Annotated in this window: 21 protein-coding genes, 1 tRNA gene and 1 pseudogene; 8 read left to right on the top strand and 15 right to left on the bottom strand. The window is 61.7% G+C overall.

What is annotated here, in order from left to right; all coding sequences use genetic code 11:
- Nucleotides 1-238: 238 nt before the first annotated feature.
- Nucleotides 239-315 (top strand) — tRNA-Met (locus HHL08_RS22050).
- A gap of 268 nt (nt 316-583) precedes the next feature.
- Complete coding sequence (locus HHL08_RS25770) at nt 584-766, top strand: hypothetical protein (RefSeq protein WP_235955227.1); 183 nt, start codon at nt 584-586, stop codon at nt 764-766.
- A gap of 147 nt (nt 767-913) precedes the next feature.
- Here the strand turns inward: HHL08_RS25770 and HHL08_RS25765 are convergent.
- The 9 genes and pseudogenes from HHL08_RS25765 to HHL08_RS22005 form a co-directional block, all read right to left on the bottom strand.
- Nucleotides 914-1,966 (bottom strand): annotated as a pseudogene (locus HHL08_RS25765) (recombinase family protein); the annotation flags it as partial.
- Between the two features lie 396 nt (nt 1,967-2,362).
- Nucleotides 2,363-2,959 carry a DedA family protein gene (locus HHL08_RS22040; protein ID WP_043151646.1) on the bottom strand — a complete coding sequence of 199 codons (597 nt, stop codon included), beginning with the start codon at nt 2,957-2,959 and terminating at the stop codon, nt 2,363-2,365.
- 47 nt (nt 2,960-3,006) lie between these two features.
- Nucleotides 3,007-3,786: a COG4705 family protein gene (locus tag HHL08_RS22035; RefSeq protein WP_235955226.1), complete on the bottom strand. Its 780-nt coding sequence runs from the start codon at nt 3,784-3,786 to the stop codon at nt 3,007-3,009.
- The gene (locus tag HHL08_RS22030) at nt 3,783-5,126 is read right to left on the bottom strand and encodes a sensor histidine kinase (protein ID WP_088190102.1); all 1,344 of its coding nucleotides are present in this window, start codon (nt 5,124-5,126) and stop codon (nt 3,783-3,785) included. The genes HHL08_RS22035 and HHL08_RS22030 overlap by 4 nt, the downstream gene beginning before the upstream one ends.
- Nucleotides 5,126-5,800, bottom strand: coding sequence for a response regulator transcription factor (locus HHL08_RS22025; RefSeq protein WP_043151647.1), 675 nt, complete (start codon nt 5,798-5,800; stop codon nt 5,126-5,128). Before HHL08_RS22025 ends, HHL08_RS22030 begins: the two co-directional genes overlap by 1 nt.
- A 10-nt stretch (nt 5,801-5,810) precedes the next feature.
- On the bottom strand, nt 5,811-7,187 hold the full coding sequence (locus tag HHL08_RS22020; protein WP_088190101.1) for an efflux transporter outer membrane subunit: 1,377 nt from the start codon (nt 7,185-7,187) through the stop codon (nt 5,811-5,813).
- The gene (locus HHL08_RS22015) at nt 7,184-10,285 is read right to left on the bottom strand and encodes an efflux RND transporter permease subunit (RefSeq protein WP_169575105.1); all 3,102 of its coding nucleotides are present in this window, start codon (nt 10,283-10,285) and stop codon (nt 7,184-7,186) included. The genes HHL08_RS22020 and HHL08_RS22015 overlap by 4 nt, the downstream gene beginning before the upstream one ends.
- Nucleotides 10,285-11,019, bottom strand: a complete 735-nt coding sequence (locus HHL08_RS22010; RefSeq protein ID WP_235955225.1) for an efflux RND transporter periplasmic adaptor subunit — start codon at nt 11,017-11,019, stop codon at nt 10,285-10,287. The genes HHL08_RS22015 and HHL08_RS22010 overlap by 1 nt, the downstream gene beginning before the upstream one ends.
- Nucleotides 11,020-11,659: 640 nt before the next feature.
- On the bottom strand, nt 11,660-12,058 hold the full coding sequence (locus HHL08_RS22005) for a TfoX/Sxy family protein (protein WP_328804733.1): 399 nt from the start codon (nt 12,056-12,058) through the stop codon (nt 11,660-11,662).
- Between the two features lie 379 nt (nt 12,059-12,437).
- Between HHL08_RS22005 and HHL08_RS22000 the strand changes: the two genes are divergently transcribed.
- The 3 genes from HHL08_RS22000 to HHL08_RS21990 all read left to right on the top strand — a co-directional run bounded on the left by HHL08_RS22000 (nt 12,438) and on the right by HHL08_RS21990 (nt 14,379).
- On the top strand, nt 12,438-12,935 hold the full coding sequence (locus tag HHL08_RS22000; protein ID WP_169575104.1) for a helix-turn-helix domain-containing protein: 498 nt from the start codon (nt 12,438-12,440) through the stop codon (nt 12,933-12,935).
- Nucleotides 12,936-13,192: 257 nt separating this feature from the next.
- Nucleotides 13,193-13,480 (top strand): hypothetical protein, encoded by a 288-nt coding sequence (locus HHL08_RS21995; RefSeq protein WP_169575103.1) that lies wholly within the window; start codon nt 13,193-13,195, stop codon nt 13,478-13,480.
- Complete coding sequence (locus HHL08_RS21990) at nt 13,477-14,379, top strand: TIR domain-containing protein (protein ID WP_169575102.1); 903 nt, start codon at nt 13,477-13,479, stop codon at nt 14,377-14,379. The genes HHL08_RS21995 and HHL08_RS21990 overlap by 4 nt, the downstream gene beginning before the upstream one ends.
- Before the next feature lie 114 nt (nt 14,380-14,493).
- Here the strand turns inward: HHL08_RS21990 and HHL08_RS21985 are convergent, their stop codons facing one another.
- Nucleotides 14,494-17,472, bottom strand: a complete 2,979-nt coding sequence (locus HHL08_RS21985) for a RelA/SpoT domain-containing protein (RefSeq protein ID WP_169575101.1) — start codon at nt 17,470-17,472, stop codon at nt 14,494-14,496.
- Nucleotides 17,473-17,528: 56 nt separating this feature from the next.
- Between HHL08_RS21985 and HHL08_RS21980 the strand changes: the two genes are divergently transcribed.
- Nucleotides 17,529-18,803, top strand: coding sequence for a hypothetical protein (locus HHL08_RS21980; protein WP_169575100.1), 1,275 nt, complete (start codon nt 17,529-17,531; stop codon nt 18,801-18,803).
- Nucleotides 18,804-18,834: 31 nt separating this feature from the next.
- On the opposite strand, the gene HHL08_RS21975 is transcribed toward HHL08_RS21980, so the two are convergent.
- The 4 genes from HHL08_RS21975 to HHL08_RS21960 form a co-directional block, all read right to left on the bottom strand.
- On the bottom strand, nt 18,835-19,128 hold the full coding sequence (locus HHL08_RS21975; protein WP_169575099.1) for a nucleotidyltransferase family protein: 294 nt from the start codon (nt 19,126-19,128) through the stop codon (nt 18,835-18,837).
- Nucleotides 19,128-19,766 (bottom strand): hypothetical protein, encoded by a 639-nt coding sequence (locus tag HHL08_RS21970; RefSeq protein ID WP_169575098.1) that lies wholly within the window; start codon nt 19,764-19,766, stop codon nt 19,128-19,130. Before HHL08_RS21970 ends, HHL08_RS21975 begins: the two co-directional genes overlap by 1 nt.
- Nucleotides 19,763-20,455: an HNH endonuclease gene (locus HHL08_RS21965; RefSeq protein WP_169575097.1), complete on the bottom strand. Its 693-nt coding sequence runs from the start codon at nt 20,453-20,455 to the stop codon at nt 19,763-19,765. Before HHL08_RS21965 ends, HHL08_RS21970 begins: the two co-directional genes overlap by 4 nt.
- 420 nt (nt 20,456-20,875) lie before the next feature.
- Complete coding sequence (locus HHL08_RS21960; RefSeq protein ID WP_169575096.1) at nt 20,876-21,403, bottom strand: hypothetical protein; 528 nt, start codon at nt 21,401-21,403, stop codon at nt 20,876-20,878.
- 188 nt (nt 21,404-21,591) lie between these two features.
- Here HHL08_RS21960 and HHL08_RS21955 point away from each other — a divergent pair, with 188 nt between their 5' ends.
- A complete protein-coding gene (locus HHL08_RS21955) occupies nt 21,592-21,849 on the top strand; it encodes a hypothetical protein (RefSeq protein WP_169575095.1) in 258 nt (85 codons plus the stop codon).
- A gap of 143 nt (nt 21,850-21,992) precedes the next feature.
- On the top strand, nt 21,993-22,385 hold the full coding sequence (locus HHL08_RS21950; protein WP_120252699.1) for a hypothetical protein: 393 nt from the start codon (nt 21,993-21,995) through the stop codon (nt 22,383-22,385).
- Nucleotides 22,386-22,387: 2 nt separating this feature from the next.
- Here the strand turns inward: HHL08_RS21950 and HHL08_RS21945 are convergent, their stop codons facing one another.
- Nucleotides 22,388-26,131: a conjugal transfer protein TraG N-terminal domain-containing protein gene (locus HHL08_RS21945; protein WP_169575094.1), complete on the bottom strand. Its 3,744-nt coding sequence runs from the start codon at nt 26,129-26,131 to the stop codon at nt 22,388-22,390.
- Nucleotides 26,132-26,137 lie beyond the last annotated feature (6 nt).

Below are 26,137 nucleotides of genomic sequence, written 5' to 3'. Positions count from 1 at the left end.
CCGAACTCGGCCGTGAAACCAGTCTGCGCCGATGGTACTATTGCTCAAGCACTGGAAGAGTAGGGCGTCGCCAGGCATTGAAGCTCGCGCATATATCGGACACAAAAACCCATTCACAACGTCGCGGCTCGTACCAACGGGCCGTAGGCCCGCAAGGCCGAACGGCCGCCCGAGCTTATGCGAGGAAAGCCAAGGGAACGCATGTTCCCGCTGGCGCTTGAGGCCAAACAAACATTGACGCGGGATGGAGCAGCCCGGTAGCTCGTCAGGCTCATAACCTGAAGGTCGTAGGTTCAAATCCTACTCCCGCAACCACCGAAACCGACATTCCACAAAGCCCCGACGCGAAAGCGCCGGGGCTTTGTGCATTCTCGGCCAATCGACACTGCTCGATCCACTCCAGGATCCTGCCAAACTCGCCGTAGAGCATGGCGTTGACCTCACCGCGCTTCGCGCCGGGCGTAAGCTCGATCCGCTCGATCAGCGCCCGCAACGCATCGGCGGCTTCCTGCCGCTCCTCCGGCTGCGATAGTGCGTGCGTCAATCGCTCGACTTTGCGCCGATAAATCTCGGAGATGTTGGGATGGATGTCAGGCACGTCGGCAGGGGCCGCAGCCAAACGAGCGCGGATCGCATCCTCCTGGGCTTCCAGCTCCAAAAGCTCATCGACAAGCGCGCGTGTGCCCTTGCCTTCCTTCGCGAGTGTCACGAGGCCCTTGATCGCCTTGAGGACTTTCTGCAGGTCGGTTCGATCGGCACTTTCTGACGCGCGGCGCTGGTGGTTGATCCGGTTGCTCTCCTCGACATAGGTCCGAATGGCCTCTGCTACGACCTCCGGGGTCATCATGCGATCGCGCAGACCATCAAGGACGCGCGCTTCCAGCTTTTCGCGCGTGATGCTATGCCCGTTCGCGCAGCTTTTCGTATCACCATGGTTCGAACAGGCAAACCGCCCCCGCCCGCGAAGGGAATAAGAACCTCCGCAGCAGCCGCAGTAGACCAGGCCGGAGAGAAGACTTTTTGGGCGATGCGTTCGATTAAGGGCTGTCTGAGCAGAGCGAGTTGCCGCAATGCCGTCGGCATATTGGATCGCGATATTCTCCTGCCTTGCCTTCACAGCCTGCCAGAGGTCTTCATCCACGATCCGCAGGTCAGGAACCTCGGTCACTATCCATTCGGATTTGGGATTGATGCGGGAAACCCGCTTGCCGGTTTGCGGGTTTTTCAAATAGCGCAGCCGGTTCCAGACAAGTTTGCCGATATACAGCTCATTGTTGAGGAGGCCTGTGCCGCGCTTGGCGTGGCCGCGGATCGTGGTTGATGTCCACAGCTTGCCCGTTGGGGCTGAAATCCCGGAGTCATTCAGACGGCAGGCAATTGCATGGGGGCTGAGCCCGTTGGCGAACTGTCGGAAAACCTGGCGAATGACTTCAGCTTCGGCGGCATTGATGCTGCGTTCACCGTGGACCGGTTCGCCCTCGCTGCTGAAACGCCGCACGACGTCGTAGCCAAAGCAAAGCCCGCCCCCCGATTTGCCCTTCTCGACGCGGCCGCGCAGACCCCGATGGGTCTTCTTCGCAAGATCCTTCAGGAACAGGGCGTTCATCGTGCCCTTGAGGCCGACATGCAATTCGGAAACTTCACCCTCGGCCAGGGTGACTATCTTCACGCCGGCAAACTGGAGATTCTTGTAGAGCGTGGCGACGTCGGCCTGGTCGCGCGACACCCGATCCAACGCCTCGGCCAGCAGAATGTCGAAGCGCCCCATCTGCGCGTCGTGCAAAAGTGACTGGATGCCGGGACGCAGTATGACGCTCGCGCCGGAGATCGCTGCATCCTTATAATTGGCGACAATCCGCCAGCCTTCGCGCGCAGCCTGTTCACGGCATATCAAAAACTGGTCGTCGATGGATGCAGGGCTCTGCTTATCGTCGGAATAGCGGGCATAAAGCGCTACGCGAGGCATTTGGAGTCTCCAGAGATGAGCTTTGGGGTCAGTCTACAGATTTGACCATGCTTGCCAATCTGAAGACGAAATCAAAATTGGACCGCGCTTTTATGCTGTCCCCCGGAATTCCGCCCCCTCACTGCACAGGGGGTCTGCGATGCCGGAATCGATAAGCGGGTGCAGTCTGTCTCCTGCTTATCCGGCGGGAGTCGACCAAGCCAAGTCGTTCACCAAGGTTGTAGCGAGTGTCCGGATCGGACAGGAGCCGTCCTTCGGCTAAGAGCGACAATCGGCGCACGGTCCTTCATGGCCGGTGGAATGGCCGGACCTTGGGACTTTCCTGCCAGACAGCTTCCAAGATCGGAACGGTCGAAAGCCGCCGTTTCTCGGTGTCACAACCGTTCGGTTTTGACTTTAGGTGGCACGCCACGTCGCCACACGATAAAGATATGCGGCGACCACCAGCCCGACGATGATGTTGGTAATCGGATTCAGGTAGGCGGCAACGATCCGGTATTGCCCTTCAAGAAGGTAGCCGGCCACTGCTAACAGTGTCGTCCAGAGCGCGGTCCCAAGCGTCGTGAACAGCAGAAAACGCGGTAGACTCATACCGAACACGCCTGCTGGTACCGAGATCAGCGTTCGCAGCGCCGGGACGAGCCGACCGAGCAACACGGCTTTACCGGAATGTCGATCGAACCAGCGGTCTACGCGGTCGATATCCCGTGGTGCAAGCGTCAGCCAGCGCCCGTGCCGTTCGGCCCAGCGCCGCAGCCGATCGGCATCAATCCACTTTCCAACATAGTACCAGAACAGCGCGCCCGCGACCGAGCCGCCCGCGCCGGCCATGATCACGCCGAACAGATTCAATCGCCCTTGCCCCGCGCCAAAACCGGCAGCGGGCATAATGATTTCGGAGGGGATTGGCGGAAACACATTTTCAAGAAACATCAGCGCGGCAATTCCAAGGTAGCCGGCTTCGTTAAGGAACTCGATTAGGCGATCGAACACAGGCAGTCTTTCAATGGTCGGGTGTCGTGGCGAGAAACCGGTTCAATTTACCCGGACCCGTTCTCACCAGGATGTTGGCCTGCGCGTTGTGGCAGGATCAGGATAAGGGCCAGGATGGCCGCCGCGAGCACTGCCGAAGCAAGCGGACGGCTGAAATCGAGCCCGCCCTTTGCGATCGGCTTGTCGAGGAAATCGCCTACGGCCGCGCCGAGCGGCCGGGTCAGGATGAACGCTGCCCAGAACAGGAATATCCGGCTTGCCTTCGTCCAGAAGTAGAGGCCAGCGAGTATCGCCAGCATCGCGCCGAAGATCGCTGCTGCGCCCAGATAGCCGAGGCCCCCGGTATCCGCTGTCCAGTCGCCGAGCGCCGTGCCGAGCGTCTGCGAAAAGGTGATGGTGAGCCAGTAGAACAGCTCCGCCTTGGGTTCCCGCACGGTATCGACCGAGATCGAGCCCAGGGTGCGATACCAGGCGAACAGGGACGCCAGCACGCATACGAACAGCAGGGTCGAACCTCCGGGATAACCGATGCCCAACGACCGTGTGGCGAAATCCGCCATCGTCGTTCCCGCGGTGGTCGATGCGATGATCGTCCCCCAATAGAGGAACGGGTGGAAGCGCGTCGCCGCTACCTGCCACCAGACCAGCGCAATCAACGCCGTCAGGAAGATCGCGGTGCCGACAAGATAGCCCAGGTTCATCGACATGCTGACGGTATCGCCAGCGGTTTCGCCGAGCGTCGTCGCCAGAATCTTGATGATCCAGAAGCCCAGCGTGATCGCCGGCACCTTGCTCAGGAGTTCGCGCCTGTCGCCGATCGTCATCATTTTTTCCCAACTGGTAGTTCGACGACAACCCCAAATCCGGGCGGCGCGAGCAGCGAAACCGTGCCCCGGTGCGCGGTCGCGACCGCAGCGACTAGTGCCAGCCCCAGGCCATGACCTTCCGACGATCGGCTACGTTCCGCGCGCGCGAACCGCTGGAACAGCCGGGACGCATCTTCGGATGCTACACCGTGTCCATCATCGGCGACCGTTAAGCGAGCAATGGCGTCATCACGCTCCAGCTCGACGCGAACCGTCGTCCCAGGGGGGGTGTGGCGAAGCGCGTTGTCGAGGAGATTGGTGACAAGCTGTTGCAGCAGCCGTCGATCGCCCATCGTCCATATCGCGGGGGCTATCGCTGTGACGAGCAGATGGCCGCTTGCTTCCATATCGGGGCGGTAGGTGTCGACCAGTTCCTCAACCAGTTGATCCAGCGCCACATCCTGAAAATGGGTGCGAGGTGACAATGCTTCCACCTCCGCAATGCGCAGCAATGCTCCGAAAATATCGAGCAGTTCGCGTGATTGTGCGGCAGCGGCCTCGATCGCTTGGCGTTTCTCGTCCACGTCCCGTGCCGATAGCGCTTCATCGAGCCGGTTATGCAGGCGGGTCAGCGGGGTGCGCAGGTCGTGGGCTACGTCGCTCGACACCTGGCGCAGGTTGTCCATCAGTCCGCCGATCCGGTCGAGCATCCGGTTGAGCGTCGCCGACACGCGATCGAATTCGTCACCCGCGCCGGTGAGCGGCATACGTCGCGCCAGATCGCCATCGATGATCGCGAGGGCGGTGCGGTCGATGTGCGCTAGGCGCGCGCGCGTCACCGCACCCACCAGCCAGGCCCCGCCGATACCGAGCAGCAGCATGACGCCGAATGCGCCCGCGAACAGCTTGAGCAGCGTCGCATCCATCTCGTCAATCACTTCGCGATCGGCCGCGACGACCAACCGGCTGTTGTCAGGCAATCGGGTGGTCAGGGCCTGTGCGATCCTGTGTTCGCCGTCCCGCCGGTAATGCAGAAATTCCAGATAACCCGGCAAGGTAGGGGCGGTCGCGTCGAGCGACCCCGCGACACGGCGACCCACTGGGTCGACCAGCAGGTATTCCAGACTGGCGGTGCTTCGCGCCGCCTCGCGCCGACGGATTGCCATCGCAACGCCCGTAGGACCGTCGTCGCCTTCGTCGATCAGCGCGCGGGTTTCGATCGCGACCCGGTGATCGAGCTGGATCTCGAGCGCTTCATGCGTCACCTCATAGGCGACGACCCCGATGATAAGCGTCCCCAGCGCGAAGAGGGACGCGACGAGGGCGACAAGCCCGAAGGTGGATCGCCACGGGCGGGTCATCACGCGCCGCGGATCATGTAGCCAGCACCGCGCACGGTCTCGATCGCATCATCGTCGAACCCGGCGTTGAGCTTGGAGCGCAGGCGGCTTAAGTGCGTCTCGACGATGTTCGTCTTGGGGTCGAAATCGAAATCCCAGACCCGCTCCAGCAGCATCGTTCGCGTCATGACCCGGCGAGGATTGCGCATCAGCTCGGCGAGCAACGCGAACTCGCGCGGTTGCAGCACGATCCTACGGCCGTCGCGGGTAACGAAGCGTCGATGAAGATCCAGTTCGATCCCACCAATTACAAGCACGCTCGCCTCGGTCTGGGCAGCCGGACGCCGCCCGAGCGCATGAACACGCGCGGCAAGCTCGGAAAAGGCGAACGGCTTGACCAGATAATCGTCGGCACCGCCTTCCAGTCCTTCGACGCGATCAGCGATGCCACCCACGGCGGTGAGCATGAGGGCCGGTGTCATGTTGCCCGCCGCACGCAGCGCCTTGATAAGTGACAGTCCATCCAGCCCAGGCAGCATCCGATCGACGATCAGCGCGTCGAATTGGTCCCCAGTCGCCTGAAACAGCCCGTCGCGACCATCGGTGCTGGTGACGACGTGATGTCCCAATTCCGCAAGCCCGCGGGCCACGAAGCGGTTCGTCTCGTTATCATCTTCTACGATCAGGATTCGCATGGCTGCCCTTCTAGCCCGCCGGACCGTTCGTCTGCCATCCCCCACCCAGCGCCCGGAATAGCGCGACCTGGGATTGCGCCACGGTGAGATCGGACTGTGTTTGGGCGAGCGCGGCTTGCGCCCGCGCCCGCTCGGCATCGAACTGGATCAGCGAGGCGGCATCCCCAAGCCGAACACGGGCGGCTGCACGGCGGGCGTAAAGCGTAGATTGGATCCGCGCGGCATCGAGCGCACGATTGCGGCGCACCTCGCCATCATAGACGGCGAGCGCGGTTTCGACTTCGCGCAATGCCCGCAATACCGCCACATCCCAGCCGGCGAGCGCCGCGCGTTCTGTTGCGCGGGCCTGTTCCAGTCGTGCTCGCGCTGGGGCCTGATTGGGGAAGGCCCAGCTTATCAGCGGTGAAGCCGTCGCGACGAAGCCACCCGTCAACAGCCCGACTGCACCACCCAGGTTCACGCGCGGGTAGAGATCGGCATGGGCGACCCCGATCCGCGCCGCGGCAGCGGCGAGGCGGCGTTCGGCTTCGCGAATATCGGGGCGACGCAGCAGTAGCGCCTGTCCTTCGCCCACGGGCACCGCCGCGCGGAGCTTCGGGGGCGCATTGCAGGCGATGTCGAACCCGCGCGCTTCAGCGGGGGGGCGGCCCTGCAAGGTTGCGATCCGGTACAGGGCATTCGCGCGCGCCGCCTCGAACGGGGCCAGCGTGGCGCGGGTGGATTCCAGCAGGCTGGCGGCCTGCGCGACTTCGAGCGGCGATACCTCGCCAGCGGCAAGCTGGTCACGTACCACGCCAACCGAGCGTTCCTGAACCGCGACAATCTCGCGCGAGACATTCGCCGCACGGGTCGCACCGCACAGATCGACATAGGCGAGCACCGTATCCGCCACGACCGCGACGCGCAGGGAGTCCAGCGCCGCAGCCTGAGCGTCAGCATCGGCCCCCGCCGCCAGCGCGGCCGAGCGCAGGCGGCCGAACAGGTCGATGTCCCAACTTGCGGTCAGGGCGAGATCGTAGTCGGTGGTCGGCACGTTCGATGACGCGCTTGGCTGCGTCGCGCTGTTGTCGATCGTGCCCGCGCTTTCGATCGTGGTTTGCGGCAGCCGCGCGGCGCGCGCCTGCCGCAGTGCCGCGCGCGCGCCGTCGAGATTGGCATAGGCGACGCGCAGATCGGCATTGGCGGCGAGGCTTGCCTGGACCAGTCGATCAAGCGCCGGATCGTCGTACAGCCGCCACCAGTCATTCGGGACCGGGCCGATCGCCGCGGTCGGAAGGTTTGCGAAAGCACCTGTGGCGGACGCGGGTGGGATCGTCGGCGGGGGCAGAGGCGCAGACATGCACCCCGCGACCGCGAGCGCGGCGATCGGAGCAAACCGGCGGATCATGCGGGAACTCCGGCAAGTGGGGCATCGGGCGCGGGCTTCTCCCGTCCGAAGCGCGCGTATAGCGCGGGCATCAGGAACAGGTTGAGCACGGTCGAGGAGACAAGTCCGCCCAGGATGACGATCGCCATCGGATGCTCGATTTCATGGCCCGGCGCGTTGCCGGCGACGATCAGCGGCAGCAGCGCCAGACCGGCGCACGCCGCGGTCATCAGGATCGGCACCAGTCGTTCCTCCGCGCCGCGCAGGATCAGACGCGGGCCGAAGTCCTCGCCCTCGAACCGGCGGAGATGATCGTAGTGCGACAGCAGCATGATGCCGTTGCGCGCCGAAATGCCGATGACCGTCACGAACCCGACCAGCGAGCCGAGCGACAGCACGCCGCCCGTCAGCGCCACGCCGACTACCCCGCCGACCAGCGCGAACGGCAGGCTGGTCGCTACCAGCGCGGTGATCCGCGCCGAGCGGAACTCCAGCCAGACCAGCAGCAGGACGCCGAGCAGGCAGAGCAGCCCCGTCGTCCAGAGCCGCTGGCGTGAATCACGCAGCGCCGCGTATTCGCCCAGCACCTGGGGATGGTATCCGGTCGCGAACGGCATCTGACCCACAGCCGTTTCGACAGCGCGCGCGACCGTGCCGAGGTCCGCACCGGCGACATTGAGCGTGACGTCGATCCGGCGCTCACCGTTCTCGCGCTTGATCTCGTTCGGGGCAGGCATGATGCGAATATCGGCCACGTCGCGCAACCGTACCGGCGCGCCCGCGGGCGTCTGGATCATCATGTCGGCAAGCGCATGGACATCGCCGCGCACCTTAGGTTCGCCCCACAGCGCCACGTCGAACGCTTTTTGGTCGCGGTAGATTTCGCCGACCTTCTGCCCGGCGACCAAGGTTTGCGCTTGTCGCCGTACTTCGCCCGCGGTGAGGCCCAGCGTGGCGAGATCGCCAGGCCGGGGACGAACCTGGATTTGCGGCACCAGAACCTGTTGCTCGACTTTGAGATCGGCAACCCCGTCGATCGCCGCCACTTTGGCGCGGATACGTTCGGCCGCGGCACGAAGCTCGATCTGATCGGGACCGAAGATGCGGACGACCACCGTCGCGCCTGCGCCGCTCAGTACTTCCTTGATGCGCTCGCGCAGATAGGTGAGCACGTCGCGGTAGAGGCCGGGATAGCCGTCGATCACTTCCTTGATGCGCGCGACGCTGGCATCATAATCGACATTCTCGTCCAGGCTGATCCACAGCTCGGTGAAGTTCGGGCCGACCACTTCATCTGCGGCCTCCGCACGGCCGATATGTGCGCCGAAGTTGCGCACGCCAGGAATCGCGCGCAGCTCCTTGGAGGCACGGATCGTGATCCGGTCCATCGCCTCGATCGACGTGCCGGGCTTCTCGACGAAGTGCATCAGGAAGTCGGTTTCGCGGAAATCGGGCAGGAATTGGTCCTTGAACCCGGCGTAGCCGACGCCTGCCAGCAGCAGGCCGCCCGCGACGATCCCCATCGCCAGCGCCGGTCGCGCCACCATCCGCGGCAGCACCCCGGCGTAGCGGCGTTTCAGCGCCCCGACGAGCCGCGTGTCACGCTCTGCCTTGAGGGGCGCGTTCGGCAGCAGGAACAGGCACATCGCCGGCGTCACCACCAGCGCGACTAGCAGCGACGCGGCGATCGCCAGCACATAGGCGATGGCGAGCGGTTGGAAGAACGTGCCCGCCACCCCGCCCAGGAAGAAGATCGGCAGGAACACCAGCATCACGATCAGCGACGCGAACACCACCGCCGATCGCACTTCCAGCGAGGCGGACAGCACCACGTCGAAGTTGGAGCGCGGGTTGCCCGCCTCGCGATTGAGCCTCAGTCGGCGCGCGATGTTCTCCACGTCGATGATAGCATCGTCGACCACTTCGCCGAGCGCGATGACCAGCCCCGCGATCACCATCGTGTTGATGGTGGCACCGCTCCATAGCAACACCAGCCCCGCGCCGAGCAGCGACAGCGGGATGGCGACCAGGCTGATAGTCGCCTGCCGCCAATCGCGGGTAAAGATGAACAGCACCACGGCCACGAGCAGGCAGCCGATCGCGAGCGCGCGCGTCAGATTGTCGATCGAGCGTTCGATGAAGGTCGCAGGGCGGAAGATCGTCGTATCGACCTTCACGTCGCGCAGGCCCGGCTTCAGCTCACCGATCGCGGCCTCCACGTCACGGGTAAGCTGGAGGGTGTTGCCGGTCGGTTGCTTCTCGACGATCAGCATCAGGCCGGGCCCGTCGTCGATGATCGCATTGCCGATCGGCGCGGCGAAGCCGTCGACCACGCGGGCGACGTCGCCGATGCGGACCGCCGCTTCGCCGCTCTGCTTGATGACCGCATGTGCAAGATCGGCCGAGGACTGGATCGCGCTCGTCTGCTGCACGGCGAGCCGCTGGGTTGCCGTATCGACAAAGCCGCCCCCACCGACCAGCACCGCATCGCCGGCCGCGGTGCGCAGTTCGGCGAGCGTCACGCCGGCCGCGCGCAGCCGGTCGGGATCGACCAAAACCTGCAATTGGCGGTCGCGCAGACCCCAGATTGCGACGTTTGCGACGCCCGGCACCGCCATCAGGCGCGGCCGGATCGTCCATCGCGCCAGTTCGGAGAGCTGCATCTGATCGAGCTTTGCCGACGATATGCCGATCTTCATCGCCCGACTGGTTGACGACAGTGGCGGCAGCATCACCGGGGGACGCGCCGCGGCGGGCAACCGCGCCTGCACCTGTGTCACCCGCTCCTGGACGAGCTGGCGGGCGCGGATCACATCGGTGCCGCGATCGAACAGGATCGATACCGACGACAGGCCCAGCACGGACTTGGACCGTAGCGTCATCAGATCGGGGACGCCGTTGACCGCCGTTTCGATCGGTACGGTAATCAGGCTTTCCACCTCTTCGGTCGAAAGACCAGGCGCTTCGGTCTGGATCTCGACCATAGGCGGTGCGAACTCGGGAAACACGTCGAGCGGCACATCGCCGGTCGCGCGTAGCCCAAGGACGACCAGCAGCGCAGCGAGCGCGAGGACGAGAACGCGCTGGGTCAGCGCGGCACGGACCAGCCAGGCGAGCATCAGTGCGGCGTCCCGAACTCGGTCCCGAACAGCTCGGCCGCCCCGTCCGTCACGACTTCGGCACCGCGCTCCAGGCCCCGCGACAACAGCGCACGGCCGTCCGCGACGCTCGCGACCTCAATCCGCTGCCGGACATAGGTGTCGGGCGCAGTCTTCCGGTACACCCATTCGCCGCCATAGATGTCGCGGACGATCGCTGCGGTCGGGACCGACAGTCCATCCGCCCTCCCGCCAAGCGGCAACGCCACGGAGACGCGCTGGCCGACGCGGTAGGCACGGTCCCGATTATCGAGCGCGAAGAACAGATCGACGGTGCCCGCGACTGCATTGGCCGAGGGTGGGGCCTGGACCGGGCGCGCAGCGCGCGGAGCGGCGCGATTGTCGCCGAGGGGGCGAACCGTAGCGGTGCGACCGCGTTCGATGGCGCTCACGTCGGTGCCGAACACAGGCACCCGCACCCACAGCGTCGAGAGATTGCCCATAGACGCGATCGAGGGACCGAGCAGCCTGCGTTGCGCGCGGGCCGCATCCAGTGCTGCCCGCGCGGTGGCAAGTGCCGCCGCGGCTTCGTCGCGCCCTCGCACGCTGCCCGCCTCCTCGCGCACCAAGGCGTCGGCGCGGTTATAGGCAATGACGGCGAGCCGCACTTGCGCTTGCGCCCGCGCGACCTCGCCTTCGGCCGCAACCTGACTGACCCCGATTTGAGCGAGGTTGCTCGTAGATCCCGTTGGCACACCGGCCCCGCCGGTTGCCGGCACGACGACCTCCCCGCTCGTCTCGCGGACTTGCGCGGCCGAGCCATCGCCAATTCTTACCGTTCGGATGCCGAGACGCTGTTGCGCTTGCGTTGTGAGGGTGAGCTTCAGCAGATCGCTTTCGTGAGCGACCGCCTCCGCTTTCGCCGGGGGAGCCGGGGGAGCCGGATCACCGCCGCAGCCCGTCAGGACCGCCAGCAGGGGCAATGTGGCGATCGAAAGGTATCGGATAGGCGTCATGCTACGACGGTAGCAGCCTCATGTTGGCGGCAGCTTGGGGCGACTATACAAAATCCCAATGTTCGGCAGGAAGCGATGAGCTGGTGTCACAACCGGTCGGTTGTGACACTGCAGAACCTACCACGGTCGTCCAAGGGTTTGCGTGTGTCAGAACCCCGGTTCAGAATATTCGCTCCCGAGATCGGAAACGTGCCTCGCCTATGACTGCCTTTGGGTCGGAAGCTGCCGAAAGACTGAACCGCCGCGAACGGCCGGTTTGTCCCACAACCCGGCGTTCGCCCCTCCGATATCGACCCTTCCCGGGCATTCAACGATCCCACCTCCAGATTCCAAAGGCGGACATTAGGTTAACGAACACGGGCTTCTGCCAGGCGTTGCATCAACCGGATTTGCGCTTGGTCCTGACCTTGGGAGCAGGCAATTCCTGGGATGTGATACGAACGATCTCGGCAAGCCACTCACGGTCATCCCATTTTTCCGCGTCGATCAGGAGACAGGGCTTTGCACCGGGATATGGAGGGGCTTCTTCCGCACCGGCAGCGAATGCCCGCCCTCCAACTGTGGGCTTTACGAATAGGTGGTCGTCGCAGACCAATGCGACCATTTTCCCATCGCAATAAATGCCAAACTCGCCAAACATTGCCTTGGCTGAAACGGTGCTGCCGCCTGCCATCTGCTCGACAAGGAATTCAACGGTTTTACGATCGGACGCCATAAGGCGATATCGCCGGTCCTGATGAAAAGGTCGAGGGTCAATCGACCCTTCTTTGCCATTCACGGGTAAATTTTCGATACCCAGGTCCGGACGGTCCGCTACTTGAATGGCTACGCCCAAGAAGCGCCGATTGCGGATCGTCAGCTTCTAGCAGCAGAAAGGCGGAACCTGCCGTTCGTGGCGTTCACTCAAATTCTAGACCTACTTGGCGCCGGAATTTTATTGACCGACCAGTCATCCGCGACCGGTCCGCTTAGAGTGCTATGTTCGTATGCCCTTGTGTCGATGTGTAGGTTAACCGGCTGTCCTATTTCATCGGACGTAGGCGACCTGTCAGGACCAGACGCTGATGTCCATGCGCGATCGGACATAGAAGTCCACTCGGCTGCCATTGCAAGTAGACAGAAATCGCCACATATTGCGTTCAACGAGGTAACGCAACATGGTCAAAATCGTCTCATCTATCGAGCCTACCAAAGTCTTGCCGATCAAACCAAAGGCCGACACCCGCAAGGCGTCGGAGAAGAAATACGGCAAGCCGGTCATGGACCTGGGTTTCTGTATCGTACCATCGCTGCTGATGCAGGCGCAGGCACGCCTTGGCATTAACCCGGTGCAGTTCAACATAATTATGCATCTGGCCGACATCTGGTGGGACGTCGCGCAACGGCCTTGGCCGAAAAAGCAGCTGCTGGCTGAGCGCATGGGTATGAGCGAGCGGCAGGTGCAGCGTCAGATAGCCGAGCTGGAAAGTGCCGGCCTTGTTCAGCGTATCGAGCGCACCCGGCCTGGGCGCGGCAAAACCAGCAACGAATACGACCTGTCCGGTCTGGTGAAGCGATTGAAAGAACTGGAGCCAGCGTTCACTGAAATGAAGCAGGAGAACCAGAAGCGCCGCAAGGCGGTTTCCCTGCCCAAGCATCGCCGGGTCTCGGCGTAAGGTTTAAAGGTCGCGGTCCACAGCAGACTTTCAGGACATAGGACATGGCGCTTCGACCAGAAGCATCGGCCCCTTCCATAAGGGCAGGATGACTCCGCCACGTCCTATGTTCAATTATGTAGTGCTGTGCGCGGTATTTGCGAGAGTTTCTTACCGTAGCAGTCCGTCCAAGATTCCGTGTCGCAGGGGCACTCTGACATATTCGTTCGCCCGGCCATAGGCGTAGGATAGGCTAAAGGTTCATCTAAGGGGTACCCATGGTCAAGATTTCCGGTCTCAATAAACTGACCCGCACACTCAACGACGCCCAGAAGGCCATCGCCGCGATCGACGGCGAACTGGGAGCCGTCAATTTCAATCCCAACGATCCGGGTAGCATCGAGGCGGCTATCGCCCAGATGGAAGCAATGATCGACGAGCGCCTCGGAGGCTACGCTTCCAATCCCATTGTCGCGCCGATGATGGAAGGGATGAAGGAGCGCTATCGTGACGCAATTATTGAACGCGCCGCGCAGGCCCGTGTGGAAGGCGATAGCGACCAATGAGCCACAGTCCTGATCTGTTTGAACAAATCAATAATGCGGTGCTCGATCTTCAGAGCGCCCAATATCAGAGTTACGATCGTCCGCTGAAGACGCTGGCGCATTTGCTGAAGAACCCGGATTTGGCGCCCTACAACGTGCAACTGACCGATGGGCTGGACCTCGATGCCTTCTTGGCTGAAAATGATTCGCGTGGTGGCATGGTTGGTGGTGACAAGCTGGCCTGGCCGGTCGAACCAGAGAAAGTGTTAGGTCTAACTCTGCTACTCATTCAGCGATTCGCGGAAAAGCCGCACGACATGGCGAGTTTCGGACACACCTACTATTACACTGGCCGTAAGATCATCGGCGATGTTCGCGCCGTTACATCCCAGGTCATCATCCCCTTCGCACGAGATTATAAAGCCTATGTCATGAGCCACGGCAGCTCTGCCCCAGCACTGGCGCGCCCTTCGTCACACAATACCAAAGTGTTCATCGTCCACGGGCATGACGGCGAGGCGCGCGAGACGGTTGCCCGCTATCTGGAAAAAATCGGGTTTGCCCCGATCATTCTGCATGAGCAGGCCAATCGCGGCCGCACCGTCATCGAAAAGGTGGAGGCCAATAGCGATGTGGGTTTTGCCGTCGTTTTGCTGACCCCGGATGACGAAGGCTGTAAAAAGGGAGATACCCCAGAACCACGTGCCAGACAGAATGTGCTTCTTGAACTGGGCTACTTTATCGGGAAGCTGGGCCGCGACCGCGTGTGCGCTTTCCAACGCGGTACGGTGAATATTCCGAGTGACTTCGCCGGAGTGGTTTGGACCATGATGGATGAGAGCAATGGCTGGAAGCAGGAGCTGGCGCGCGAACTTTCGGCTGCCGGTTACGCGATTGACTGGAATACTGTCATGAAGTGACCAAATGCCCGCACACGTCGAGGCGGGCGTTGAGCCGCGGCGACTATCTCTCGCTGATGCGCAAGGAGGGTTTGCTGATCGAGGTGCTGTGACCGCCGACCGTCTGGTTGGACATCATTCCTCGTTCCAGTGGCGCCGTCGTTGGGCCACGTCGCGCGCCGCCCTTCGCTGTTCCCACGCCATATGCTGGGCAAGCTCGCGCGCCCGGTCCCTCGCATAAGCCCGCACGCGCGGCCTTGCATCGTCGCGATAACGCTCGATCAGCTCCTTGCGCCGGGCATGCGCCTCGACGAAGCCGAACTCACCGGTCACGACACCGGTCGCGCCCAGCATATCCGAGACTCGGTTGAGGAGCTTGTCGCCCGGCTCGAGGCGATCGACCACCTCCATCGCGACGGGATACAGCTGTTCGTCCCCCTCATAGGGTGCGAGGCTCTTGAGGATGAACTTCAGATCTCGCTCATCGCCTCGCCGGGCGAGGTCGGTGAGCTGTTCCGAGACCGCATCGGTCAGCTTGGGAAAAGTGTGCTTGAGAAGCCGGCCGCCGCGATATTCGTGGAAGCTCGGCTCCTCGTCATACCATTGACGCACCGCCGGCAGGAGGAGGTCCGCATGGGGTGACAGCACCTTCGCCAGATCATGCGGTTCGAACGGAACCGGGTCGAAGCGATCGCGGGATTCGCCGCGCTCTCTCCCCAAGCGGGTGCCGAAAAAATCTATGATCAGCTGCGGATGCCGGCTCCCGACATCAACCAGCAGCCGCACAGCCCGATAGTCGAGCATTGGGATGTCGATGAACGAGGTCAGCAGCACATCGGCTTGTTCCGGGGTCAGGTCCCGGAGAATTTGCCCATAGCCGTGCGCGTGGAAGCTGCCGATCCAGTGGGGCAGCCGATGGTCGGACGCGTAGCGGGCGACCGGTATCAGCACGAGCTCGATTAGAGCCGGATCGGCCGCGCCATGATACCATTTCGCCGCGATCGTTGCCGTGCTCACCACCGAGACCTGTTCGTCCCGCTCGATTGCCTTCGACACATAGGCGGTCAGCCGCTCTATGTCAGGAGCCGGCTTGCGGTTGAGATAGTCGCCGATCGCCGAAAGGTAGTGCCCGTCCGCAAGCCAGCGATCGATCAACGCCAGGGCCGCATCCAGGCGCCCCGCGCGCTCAAGCCCAGCGAGAATGTCGGAGAGAAAATAGGAGCCCTGCTCGCTGACACCCTCTGCCATCAGCAACCCGACCTCGGGTTTCTGTTCGGCCAGAAGGCCAAGGAAGGTACGCATCGGCATGAAATGTCCGCCATCGAAGCCGACGGCATCGCTATAACGGTCGATGCGCGCCTTCCATTCCGGAACAGTTTGAGCTGTCACCTCGGCGATGATTGCTGGGTAGCAGTCACGCCGCCACTCGTCTGTCGCCTCATAGTCGAAATGGTCGCCGTCCCAGGCCCCGGGATGGACGCTGTCGTGCCCGATCAGAGTCTTATAGAGCATGAAGTCGGGATCGGCGGCGAGCTGATCGCGCAGGTCGAGCAAAGCGTCGATCAACGCCCTCTGCGCTTCGACGAGTTCGGGCTTCTCCGCCAGGGTCGGCGGCAGGACATGGTAGCGATAATGGGTATGGAGCGCGTCCACCTCACGGCCGCGACGCAATTCCAGTCCCCAGTGCGGCGCGCGATCGAGAATGAGGCGCGCGACGCGAACGCCGTCCTCAAGCAGCATCAGCATGAGCTCATCGCCGCCCTGCATGGGCATGGAGTCAGCCTTGCCAAGCGCCTGCAGGATCGGCAGCCGCTCGGCATCGCTGGCCGCGGCATCAAGCCACTGTTCCAGCTCGGCGATCGACCTGTTCCGCAGGGCGCGTAGGACGTCCGACGGCCGAACTGCACCCTGGTGGATCATCACGCTGTCGGAGCGCCACGTCGCGCCGCCGACTTCGGCCGAAAGGACATGCGCCAGCATCGCCACAAGCAGCGGGCGCGCCTCGACGATCGCGTCGCCGTCGAGCCGATCCAGCTCGTCCAGGATTACCTGCTGTGCTTCCGGACCATATTGCTTCCAGACAGCAAGATTATGCTTTGCGAGTTCCTCGCCGGCCTCGATCCAGAGCCGTCGCTCATCCTCTTTGCGCGCGCCTTGGTAAAGCCGAACCAGCGCATGGAAGGTGCGGTCGGGCTCGAAATAGCGGTGCGAGCGGATCAACTGGGCGACCCGCCACGCGACATCGTGACCGGACTTCCCGGGAAGTTCACCATGCTCCCATCGAATGGGAATGACCGGATAGTCGCGCGATCGCTCGACCGCATCTATTAGAGCCTCGAGCCGGACTGAAAACTCTGCATCGGGCTCGTCGAAATGTGGCAGGACGAGATCGGTATAGGTCTCGAGCGCATCCTCGAGTTCGTTGTTATTGTCTGCGTACTCGATCGTCGCGATCATCGCTTCCGAAGCGCCATCGGCCCGTAGCAGCCGGCCGAAGTCGCCCGCGATCTTGTCGAAATCATGCCCGGCCGGAATCAGGTGATCCTGCATGACCTTGTTCATGCGTTCGCCGATCGCTGCCATCCGCGCCTTGCCGACATGAGTGAGCTTGGGCTTCTTGTAGATGGTGTCGTGCCCCATCTCGGCCCAGGCATGATTGAGGAGCGTTTGAATCTGGATTTCGGCGCTGAGGCCCTCGAATTGGCGATATTCCGTGAGCGCCAACCGCTCCGGCTTCAGCCGGACCAGGTAATTGGTGCTGTCAAACAGCTTCGTCTCGGTATCAGTGCCCGGCACCGGGTGATGGACGTTAACGCTCAGCACCTCGAAATTCTCGTGGAGTGCGCGGGTGTTATTGAAGGCGTCGACCTGGGAATTGGTCAGGAACACGACCCGACATCCTGCCAGATCCTTGATCTCGTCCATCGGCTGATCGAGCCCGATTTCGCGATCCCCTAGCTTTTTACGAAGTGAAGCAAACTCCTTTGCTCGGCCGGTCAGCCCGTGCGCGACCATCTCATGCTGGGCGAGCGCATGCCGAAGAATGTTTTGCACTGCGTCAACGAGCGCGAGATAGCGCCCGCGCCCGCCCTGCTGATAATCCTCGAATGTCATTCGCCCCCCATCTACTGTGCCAGACCGTCCCGTTACTCACACGATTGGCTAATAGCATGCGTCTCACAGTCCTCTACCCCGAAGTGATGCCGCACATTGCCGAGTTTGCCGCGGGGTTGATGCCTGTTCGTCTGGGCGATGATGAGCGGCTTTCCCTCGTCGTGAAAACGCAGAAGGAAGCGATCCTTGCCGCCCAGATGCACGGACTGTTCGCCTTCTACCTGCCGGCGCTGCCCGCGTCCTCGGGCACAACCACCTCGCTCATCACCGCGTTTTTCGATGACGATGACGAGCCGCTCGCCATTCGCACGCCCTTGTTCGGCGATGATGCCTTCTCGCAGGGCATCATCGAGATCCTGAAATATGACGAGGTCGACGTCTATTTCTTCGACGAGCACAATTACGAGTGGATGAGCTATCGAACGGCTCTGGAGGATAATGGAAGCTGCCTCATTGGCGACAAGAATATCTGCCTGCTCGGCTACCATCCTGAAACGGTGAAGAGCATCCACGCCGTGTTGAACGACTGGTTCGGTGCGCGCACGGCCGAGGATGACGAGCGCACGATCCAGGCCGTGTTCAAGGAGGCGCTATCGCCGGGCGATCTTTTCGTCCTCGACATGACGCCGGAAATGAACGGCTATCACGGCGGCACCGGCTTCCGCCACGACACGTTGACGAGAACCGATCCCGGTTATCATCAGGAGCGGGACATTTCGGCATGCCTGCTGCGAGCCTTTGAGCCCGGCCAAATCATCATGAACCCCAGGCGCAAGGATAATTGCAAGGAAATCCTCGATCATCTGGTCCTGACCGACGAGCTGGCGATCCTCGTCCAGGCAAAGGACAGTCCAACGACGGAAGCCGGGATAACCCGAACGCTCCAGCGCAAGCGACTGGCAACCCATAACCAGATCGACGCGGCGATACGGCAGATCAACGGAGCCGCCCGTTACCTGGATCGCGACGGCGCTGCGAAGCTGGTCGTTGTCGGACAGGATATCGATGTCGACCTCGGCGATCGGCGCGTCATCGGTCTCGCGATTGTCAAGGAGAGTTTCGACGATGAAGGCACCGCCTATGCGGCAGCATGCGCGAAGATGGCGGGCCTTTCCGGGGGCGGCATGGTGATGGACTATAATTCCTTCCATGCCTTCACCCATCGCTTCGCGTCGCACGATGCCTTCGTGGAGGCGCTTGAGAAGCTCATAGCCCATGTGCGGACTAAAGGATGGATTCGGGTAAAAGACGAAGTGTTTGACGCTATTCTGGATTGGATAGAGCGTTACCGCGCCAACGGCTCGGAAGGCAGCGACACCCCCAGCCTGTGAGAAGGCATGCGCGAAGTTGTAGGCGCGCCGATTAACTCCGTGGGGCGATGGCCAGCTGCGCGAGCGGGACGCACTTTTCCCTCGTCACAAAATCAGTGTGGCGCGCTTCGGAGGGCTGCATGTAGAGAATGTGGAGCGGCAGGCACTCGCCTGCTGCCTGCATCTCCCGTTTGAGTTGGGACAGAGCGTCGCCGCCGAGGCCGACGATCAGGATGTCGATATCCTCGCCGATCCCGCGCAGGGTCGAACCGAACATGTATGACTCAAACTGCCCCAGCGATCCGCAACAGCTCAACAGATGGGCGGCAACCTCACCGGCGGTCATCAGGCCGTTCTCAGATATTCCCTCAGTTCGTCCCATTTCATCACCTCGCACCCAAGCTCTTGCCCAGCGTTAATCGCGTCGGGCGAAGGATTTCCGTTAGGATTGATGTTCCAAACGGTGTCGACGGGCCCGAAGTCGTCCCAAAGGCTGCGAACGGCCTCGGCGGTGGGTTCATAATCTGCAATCATGCCGATCCTGACACTGGTCCCGCTTTTGAGCGAAACCCGGTGGATACGATCATATTCCCGGATCACCTCCTGCACCTGACCATATTGACGAAGGAGCCTGTCAGCGAATTTGTACACCTTGTGGGACGCGCTATTCGCATTTCCATCGAGCGCGGCCGAGCCGAGGGTTCCGAGGCTTCCCCAGCCGATGCCGGCGTCTTCGAGATACTGGATGGCTTCACCGTACCAGACGCAGGTTTTCCGATAGCCACACAGAAAATCCAGTTCGGGATACTTCTCCCTGTAACTCGCCGCCGTCGCCGCACCGATCTCGTTTGCGGCCGATATCGCAGCCGATACGTCCGGCTGATCCGGCGTCGCAATCCGGATCAGCTCGCCCTCCACATGCTCCGCGGTTGACCGCGTCTCCTTGGCAATATTGGCGAGCGCGTATTTGACCTGCCAGTTCAAGAAAAAATGCCTTCCATCGTTTCGGGGAAACGGATTGCGCGGCCGGCGACGCCGCAGACGTGGCGTTCCGACAGACCACGAACATGTTCCTGATATTCTGCAAATGTCCGGCGTTCGTCGTCAGTGGCAAGCCCCAGGTTCGCCTTGATAATCGCCTGAGCGTGATAGTGGTTGGGGAGGATGACGCTCCTCATCCGCTGCCTCCAGGCTTGGGAGGCTTCGGACTCCGGATCATACTCGAATTCGGAGCCATGCTCGGGGGCGAACTTGTCCCAGATTGCTTTGTTCTCGGCCATCACCCCGACGACGGCAGCTCTTACCTGAGCGCGATCTTCATAAGTCCTGATCCCTTGCTGTGAGGCCAGGTTAGCGAGGTGGTTCTGCTTCCACTCCAGGAGGATGGTGCGCGGGAAACCAACGGGATCCTTATCGATCTTCGTATGGCACGTCGGGCACAGCAAGATCAGGTTTTCAAAGGCGTCGGGGTCGAAATCGCCAGCCGGTCTATCTCCATGACGCGGTCCGGCCTCGCCATGCGGAATGACATGCGCCATTTCAGCAATGTGCTTGTCCCCGCCCAGTTCGACCGGGAAAAGAGCATCGAGGCATTCCGGCTTCTGACAATAACCTGCTGCTTCGGAAAACAACCGAAGTCGTGTAGCCACCGGTAATGCCTTTCGGTCTGCCATCAAGAAACCTCATCTTTTTGCTCACGGCCAACATAGGAATGGCCGCATGATCGTCAGCAGTCCAGCTTCCTTCGGTTGAAAGAATGGCGAGCGTATTTTGGCCTCCGATCAGCGCGGCAAGCCAGATGAACGTACGGCAGGTTCCAAGATCAGGAATTTAGGTGCTGAAAGGCCAGAAGAGGGCGCGAAGCGGCAACGCCGCACCACGCCGAAAATGTCCGCTATCCTATTGGATTTGCTCTGAAGCGGACCGGGCATAAAGTCCCACTTATGCATTCACCCCGCTCTCATTTAAAACCCTTAACCTGCGCCAAAGATGCAGCATACCCTGATCGTTGTGCCATTTCGCAAGACGCTGCAACAGGCCCAGCCCACTGACCCGGACCCGAATACACCGGAGACTGCTGTATAAAGTCCAGCTCAGATATCGTCGCTAAGACAAAGGCCTCGTTCCCACAGCCAGGCTTCTATCTCGGCAAGAGTGACCTTGCCCGAATTGCCTACATTCATTATTTTACCGCGCGTCAATGTTGCAACCCGCTCCGGAAGTAGCCGGTCGCGCTCAGCAGGGTCCGCTTCCGGCTCGATGACTAAATATCGTAACACGTTGTTGGCCCGGCCTGACAATGCGGCACGGTTGGTTTGAATAGCTTCTTCCCGGGCACGCAACTCTTCACGTGACATGACATCGCGCACCCGGCCGATGCTGATCCCAAATGCTGCGGCAATTTCGCGCTGTTTCATGCCTTTGGCTTTCATGGCAATCATACGCTTTCCGCGCTCTTCTGCATCTCTTGGCTTCTTCCTGGGTTGCCGCATCGCAGGGCGTTTCACCTCGATTACGCGAACACCGTCCCAGAAGCGGATGGTGTGCAATGACGCAGATCTGATCGCATCCATTGCCCATCTTTTCGCAGCGTCAACATCTGGCACATCGACCAGCCTCATTGATGGCTCGCCATCGTCGGAAACTAGATAGAATGCAAACGCTGGCACAAGTTCGTCCTTAGGAAAGACCGTGATTTTCAGATAAAATCATCCTGTGGGCAAGATCGCAATTGCACCGCCGTACGGCGCAAAAATACGCCGACACAAGCAAGGAATAGCGGCATATTTGCCGCAACATTCGGCCGACAATGGTTCATCTGAGATTGAAAGGGCTGGACACGCAAACCTCATTCGCACGATTTGGGCGGGACGTCGGTGCGCTTTTCTCGCTGTTGTCGTTCCTGATCAAGTTCACGCGCGATCTGACGGCCCAGGAGGCGCGCAAGTCGCAGGATGGCGGCATCCGCTTCGGTAGAAAGACGGGGAGGTGCATCTCGATTGGGCCGCTTCTTCTTCATTGCGGCCATGTCCAGGATTTGAAGTACGCCCAGTTGTTAGAACCGTAAAACAAAGCTCGATGGAGGGCAGGAGGAAAGGAGGGGGCAAGATGATTGCGGTGGCTATGGGCGATCGGTCCACGGTGATCAGGGCGGATCGGTTTCCAGTCGGATGAACCTGTGCTATTTTTCCAGATGGAAAGGCTCTGCAAATGCAGGATGTTGATCATGTTGAGCAGACAGATGAGGCAGGCTCGCCATCGCCGCGCGCTGCCGATTGGTTTTGGCGGCCATGGTACGCGAAGCTCTACTGGGTAACGGCGCTGCTGTACTGGATTGGCCTGGAAATCATGATAACCATCCCGTACGATCGGATTAATACGTCCGTGGCTACCGCGATGGTGCTGCTTATCTTCATCTTCAATCCGATCACGGTCGTGGCGGTTCTCGGTTATGGGTTTTTGAAAGCCAAGGTTTCGTGCGGCGAATGGGTGATCACGCGGGGACAGCCTTCGCAAACGCCGACGATGGATCCCTACACTGATCCGTTTGATGCTCGGTCCGGTTTCCGCCACCTTCGCCATCTCGGCGTGATCAAAGACTGACATCATGGATCCCTCCGCTCCTTAAAGCTGGAATCTCCGTCCGCCATTCCATTGTCGCGATCGAACAGCAGTCGACCGGAACTAAGAATCGAAGACTGCTCGATTGATGTTATTGGGCCTGTGACATCAACAGTCCCACGACCTGCATCCGCTTGCCTCAAATATCGGTTGCGCAAGCCATCATCACCAAGCACTTGCTCACTCAGATATTTCGCAAAAGTCTCTTCTGGTCTGCTGGTTCGAGCAGCGGCCTTTTCAGCCGAAGCAATTGCTTCCCGAACGTCGTAATTTACAATATCGATTGATGATTGCGCGGATACGGCGGCGCTTCCGCGATCCACAATATCCATTCCGACCTTGCCCGTGAGCGAACCGGCAGCGCTTCCTCTACCGCTGCCCTTGTGGTCCTTGCTTCCACCGTCGGCTCCTACAGCTCGTGCTGCCGAAGCGGTAAGATCGCCCGATATGGTCTGATTGTCTGCAGTTTGATGTTCTGCCATCCGCGATAGCGATCTGTTCCACCCTGTCTGAACCATAATCGCGGTGACGTCGCGCTCCAGCGTATCAGCGACCTGCGGTTTCAGCCGCCAGTCACCCCGCCGATCCATCTCGAACCCGCCGCGCAACCAGTTGGCCATGGCGGTCTGGCCTTGCGCGCCGCTGCCCAGGAAATGCTCGATCGTATCTGGCCCCGCCTGTTTGCCGGCTTCGAACCGCGTGCTGGTATCGTTGCGCGCAGACTGGCTGAACCCGGTGCTGCTGGAGACGAGCAGATCATTATGCGCAAAGCTGAACCGGGCATGCCCCCCATTGGCGATAGCGCCAAGCTGGCTTTCGTTGATCAGTCCCCCGCGCCACATCTGCGCGGCCAGTTCTGGCGTCAGGTTAAGGCCGATGTCGCCATTCTGGTCCATGGCGATCTGGCGCTTCGACATCTCCACACCATGCTCGCGGAGCAGTGCCTGGGTGCGGGTGAGCCGCTCCTTGTCGACGATGCCGGTCAGTCGCTCGTTGCGCGCACGATCGGCGATGCCTTCTGCGCCGCCTTCAGCCATATCGACCTGGTTTCCGGCAGTGCCCGCCAGCGTGCGAATGAAAGAATCCAGGCGCGCGGCTTCGCGAACCGATACACCAGCGGCAGCGGCGCCTTGTGCAAAACCGGCATTGTCTGCCTGGCGCCGTTGCTCACCGATCTGGGCCGAGCTGCGCACGCCATCAGGACCGATCTCGCGCTGGGCATCAAGCTTGCCCGACCGCTCGGCAAAATCATAACCAGCAGCCTCGCGCGTGCGGCCATAGACACTCGTGCCCTCGCGCGCGGCTTGCGCTGTTGCTCCGTCGGCAGTGCCGACCTGAACAGCGGCATTATAGCTTTCCAGCGCGCGCAGCACCTGGGCCTCGTTGCGTCCGGTCGAGCGTGACAACTGGCTGATCGCGGTCGATCGCGCTTCGCCGGATAGCGCGTTGATGAACCCGATACGCCGGCTGGTCTCGGTGACGGAGAGACCGAGCATCCCGGCGGCCTCGCGCTGCCCCTGATTATGTCCGGTACGATGCGCCTGTTCCGTCGCGACATTGCCGCGTTCGACCTCCGCAACCCTGTCGCCGGCATAGTCGCGTCGTCCTTCCATCGCGCCAACCTGCGTCTGCGCGGCAGTCAGGTCATTGCGCAGCATCTGTTCCTGATCGAAGGCGTTGGCCGTGATCTTGGCGAAGGTCGGATCAGCACCGGCCTGGGCGATCACGGTCGACGCCTTGAGCGCCGCATCCTTTGCATCATAGCCGCTGCGCTCAAAATGCCGCTGCGCGCCCGACTGCATCATCTCATAGGCTTGGCTGTCGCCGAACGCCTTCCACTGCACCATATTCTGCGAGAAGGCGGCAAAAGCGCGTTCGCCGCCCTGGCCTTCGCCGAAGTAGCTCGTGCCAAGCTTGCGAAGTGCGTCCCCTTGCGCAAAATTGTGGATGGCAGAGGTCGCTGCATTGGCCCGGATGGCGCTGGTCGTGGCAGGATCGCTCAAATCCCGCCCGGCAAGGGCAGGGGAAAGCCCGCCCAGTTCCCGTGCGGCATCGGCCCGGCCAAGCCCGAACGCCGCCGTTCCGGTCGCGCCGCCACCATGTTCGCCCAGTACCGATCCGGCAGACGCGAAGGCGCGGTCGAGTCTAAAGCTGCTGCGCTCGCCAAAATCGCCAAAGCCTGACGATGTGGAACGCCGGGCCATCGTACCGCCGGCCGAAGCCTGCGCTTCGAGCGCGGAGGCATAGCCCTCGCTTGTCCCGACCGTTGCTGCCGCCATGCTGCCCTGGCCCTGGACGCCGAGCATGCCTGACGTGAACGCGGTGAACATATTGCCCGAGAAGCGGAACACGGTGAACACGAATGCGCCCGCCAGGCCCGCCGCTGCGGTTCGGAAAGACCCGAAGATGGCGAGCGCCTTCATCGCTGCCGACGGCGCAAGGATCCAGCTATCGGCAGCCACGTTGGTCGCGCGCAGTTCGGCCAGCACATCCATCGCCCGGCCCAGAGTAAGCTGGTAAATGCCGGCATCGATCACGCCCCACAGCGCGACGAACACGAACAGGCCGAGCGCGAAGCTTGCGACCCGCAGGTTGATCGGCGTCAGGATGAACAGCAGCGCGATCGGCATCATCATCAGCATGATCGCAAACACCGAAGCCCGGATGGTCGGCATCCACGCATTGGCCGTCGAGAGCGTGGCAAGGCCGTTGGATTCGATCGCCCGGTTCGCCATGACCCGCGCCGTGGCTGCAGGCGAATCCTCGAACAAGACATCGCCGACCGTCTGACCGAGCAGGATGTTGGTGAGGAACGTCTGCCGGCTCATGGATTGGCCCAGCATCATGTCGCCCAGCGCATCGATCTGCTGGCGGCAGCGATCGCGCTGGCTCGCCTGGTTCACATCGAACCCGGTGCGGGCGCAGACCTGATCGCTGTAAGCGTCGAACGCCGTGGCATCCGACAGACGGTCGGCAATATGGTCCCAGGCTGCATCGCAGCTCATCGTCGTCCCGCCTTTGTCGCTCGCCGTGAACACGGTCGAGAAGGTGGCGGGGCCAGCCATAGCCGCAAAGGAAGCGGGGAGGTCAGTCGAGGTGCGGAACAGCTGATCGTCATCGATGCCATAGGCCGGCGAGACACGTGCGACCGGATAGCATTGCCGCACATAATCCTTCACCGTTGCATCAAGGAAGGTGTCTATGATCGGGCTGCGCGGCGAGACTGCGTTGAGGAACAGGTCGAACGCATGGCCGCCAGCGCCAAATTCCAGCTTGGCATTAGGATCGGTGGTGTTGTCATCGATCGTTTCAGCCAGCGCCCGTTCCATCAGGTTGGTGACACCCGCGACCAGCACGATGAGATTGGGAACGTCGCCGACCGGCTGATAGGCATTGCGCACCCTGTCATAGATGTGGACGGTACCGGTCGTGGCGATCATCCCGGCGAACAGGCCTATACCGACCAGCATCTGGAAGCCGAAGGCAACCAGGCCCATGCCCGAACCCCGAATGCTGGCGATAACCGCGCCAAGGCCAATGCCGACCACCGCGACAATCAAAACCAGTGTTTCATAGCGCGGATCACCGAAGATCATCGCCACCAGGTGAAACGCGTCGACGGTTTCGGAAAAGCCGTCCCATGTGTGATAGCTGGCATCGATCGCCAGCGCGGGCGTGGCGGCGAGCAAGCCGAACAGGACGCATGCCAGGCGGATGAGATGACGCATGGCTCG

Origin of the sequence: Sphingobium psychrophilum (assembly GCF_012927105.1) — a bacterium.
Classification (GTDB): domain Bacteria; phylum Pseudomonadota; class Alphaproteobacteria; order Sphingomonadales; family Sphingomonadaceae; genus Sphingobium; species Sphingobium psychrophilum.
Note: the sequence above shows the minus strand (reverse complement) of the source record. Positions and strands in the feature narration are given on the sequence as shown.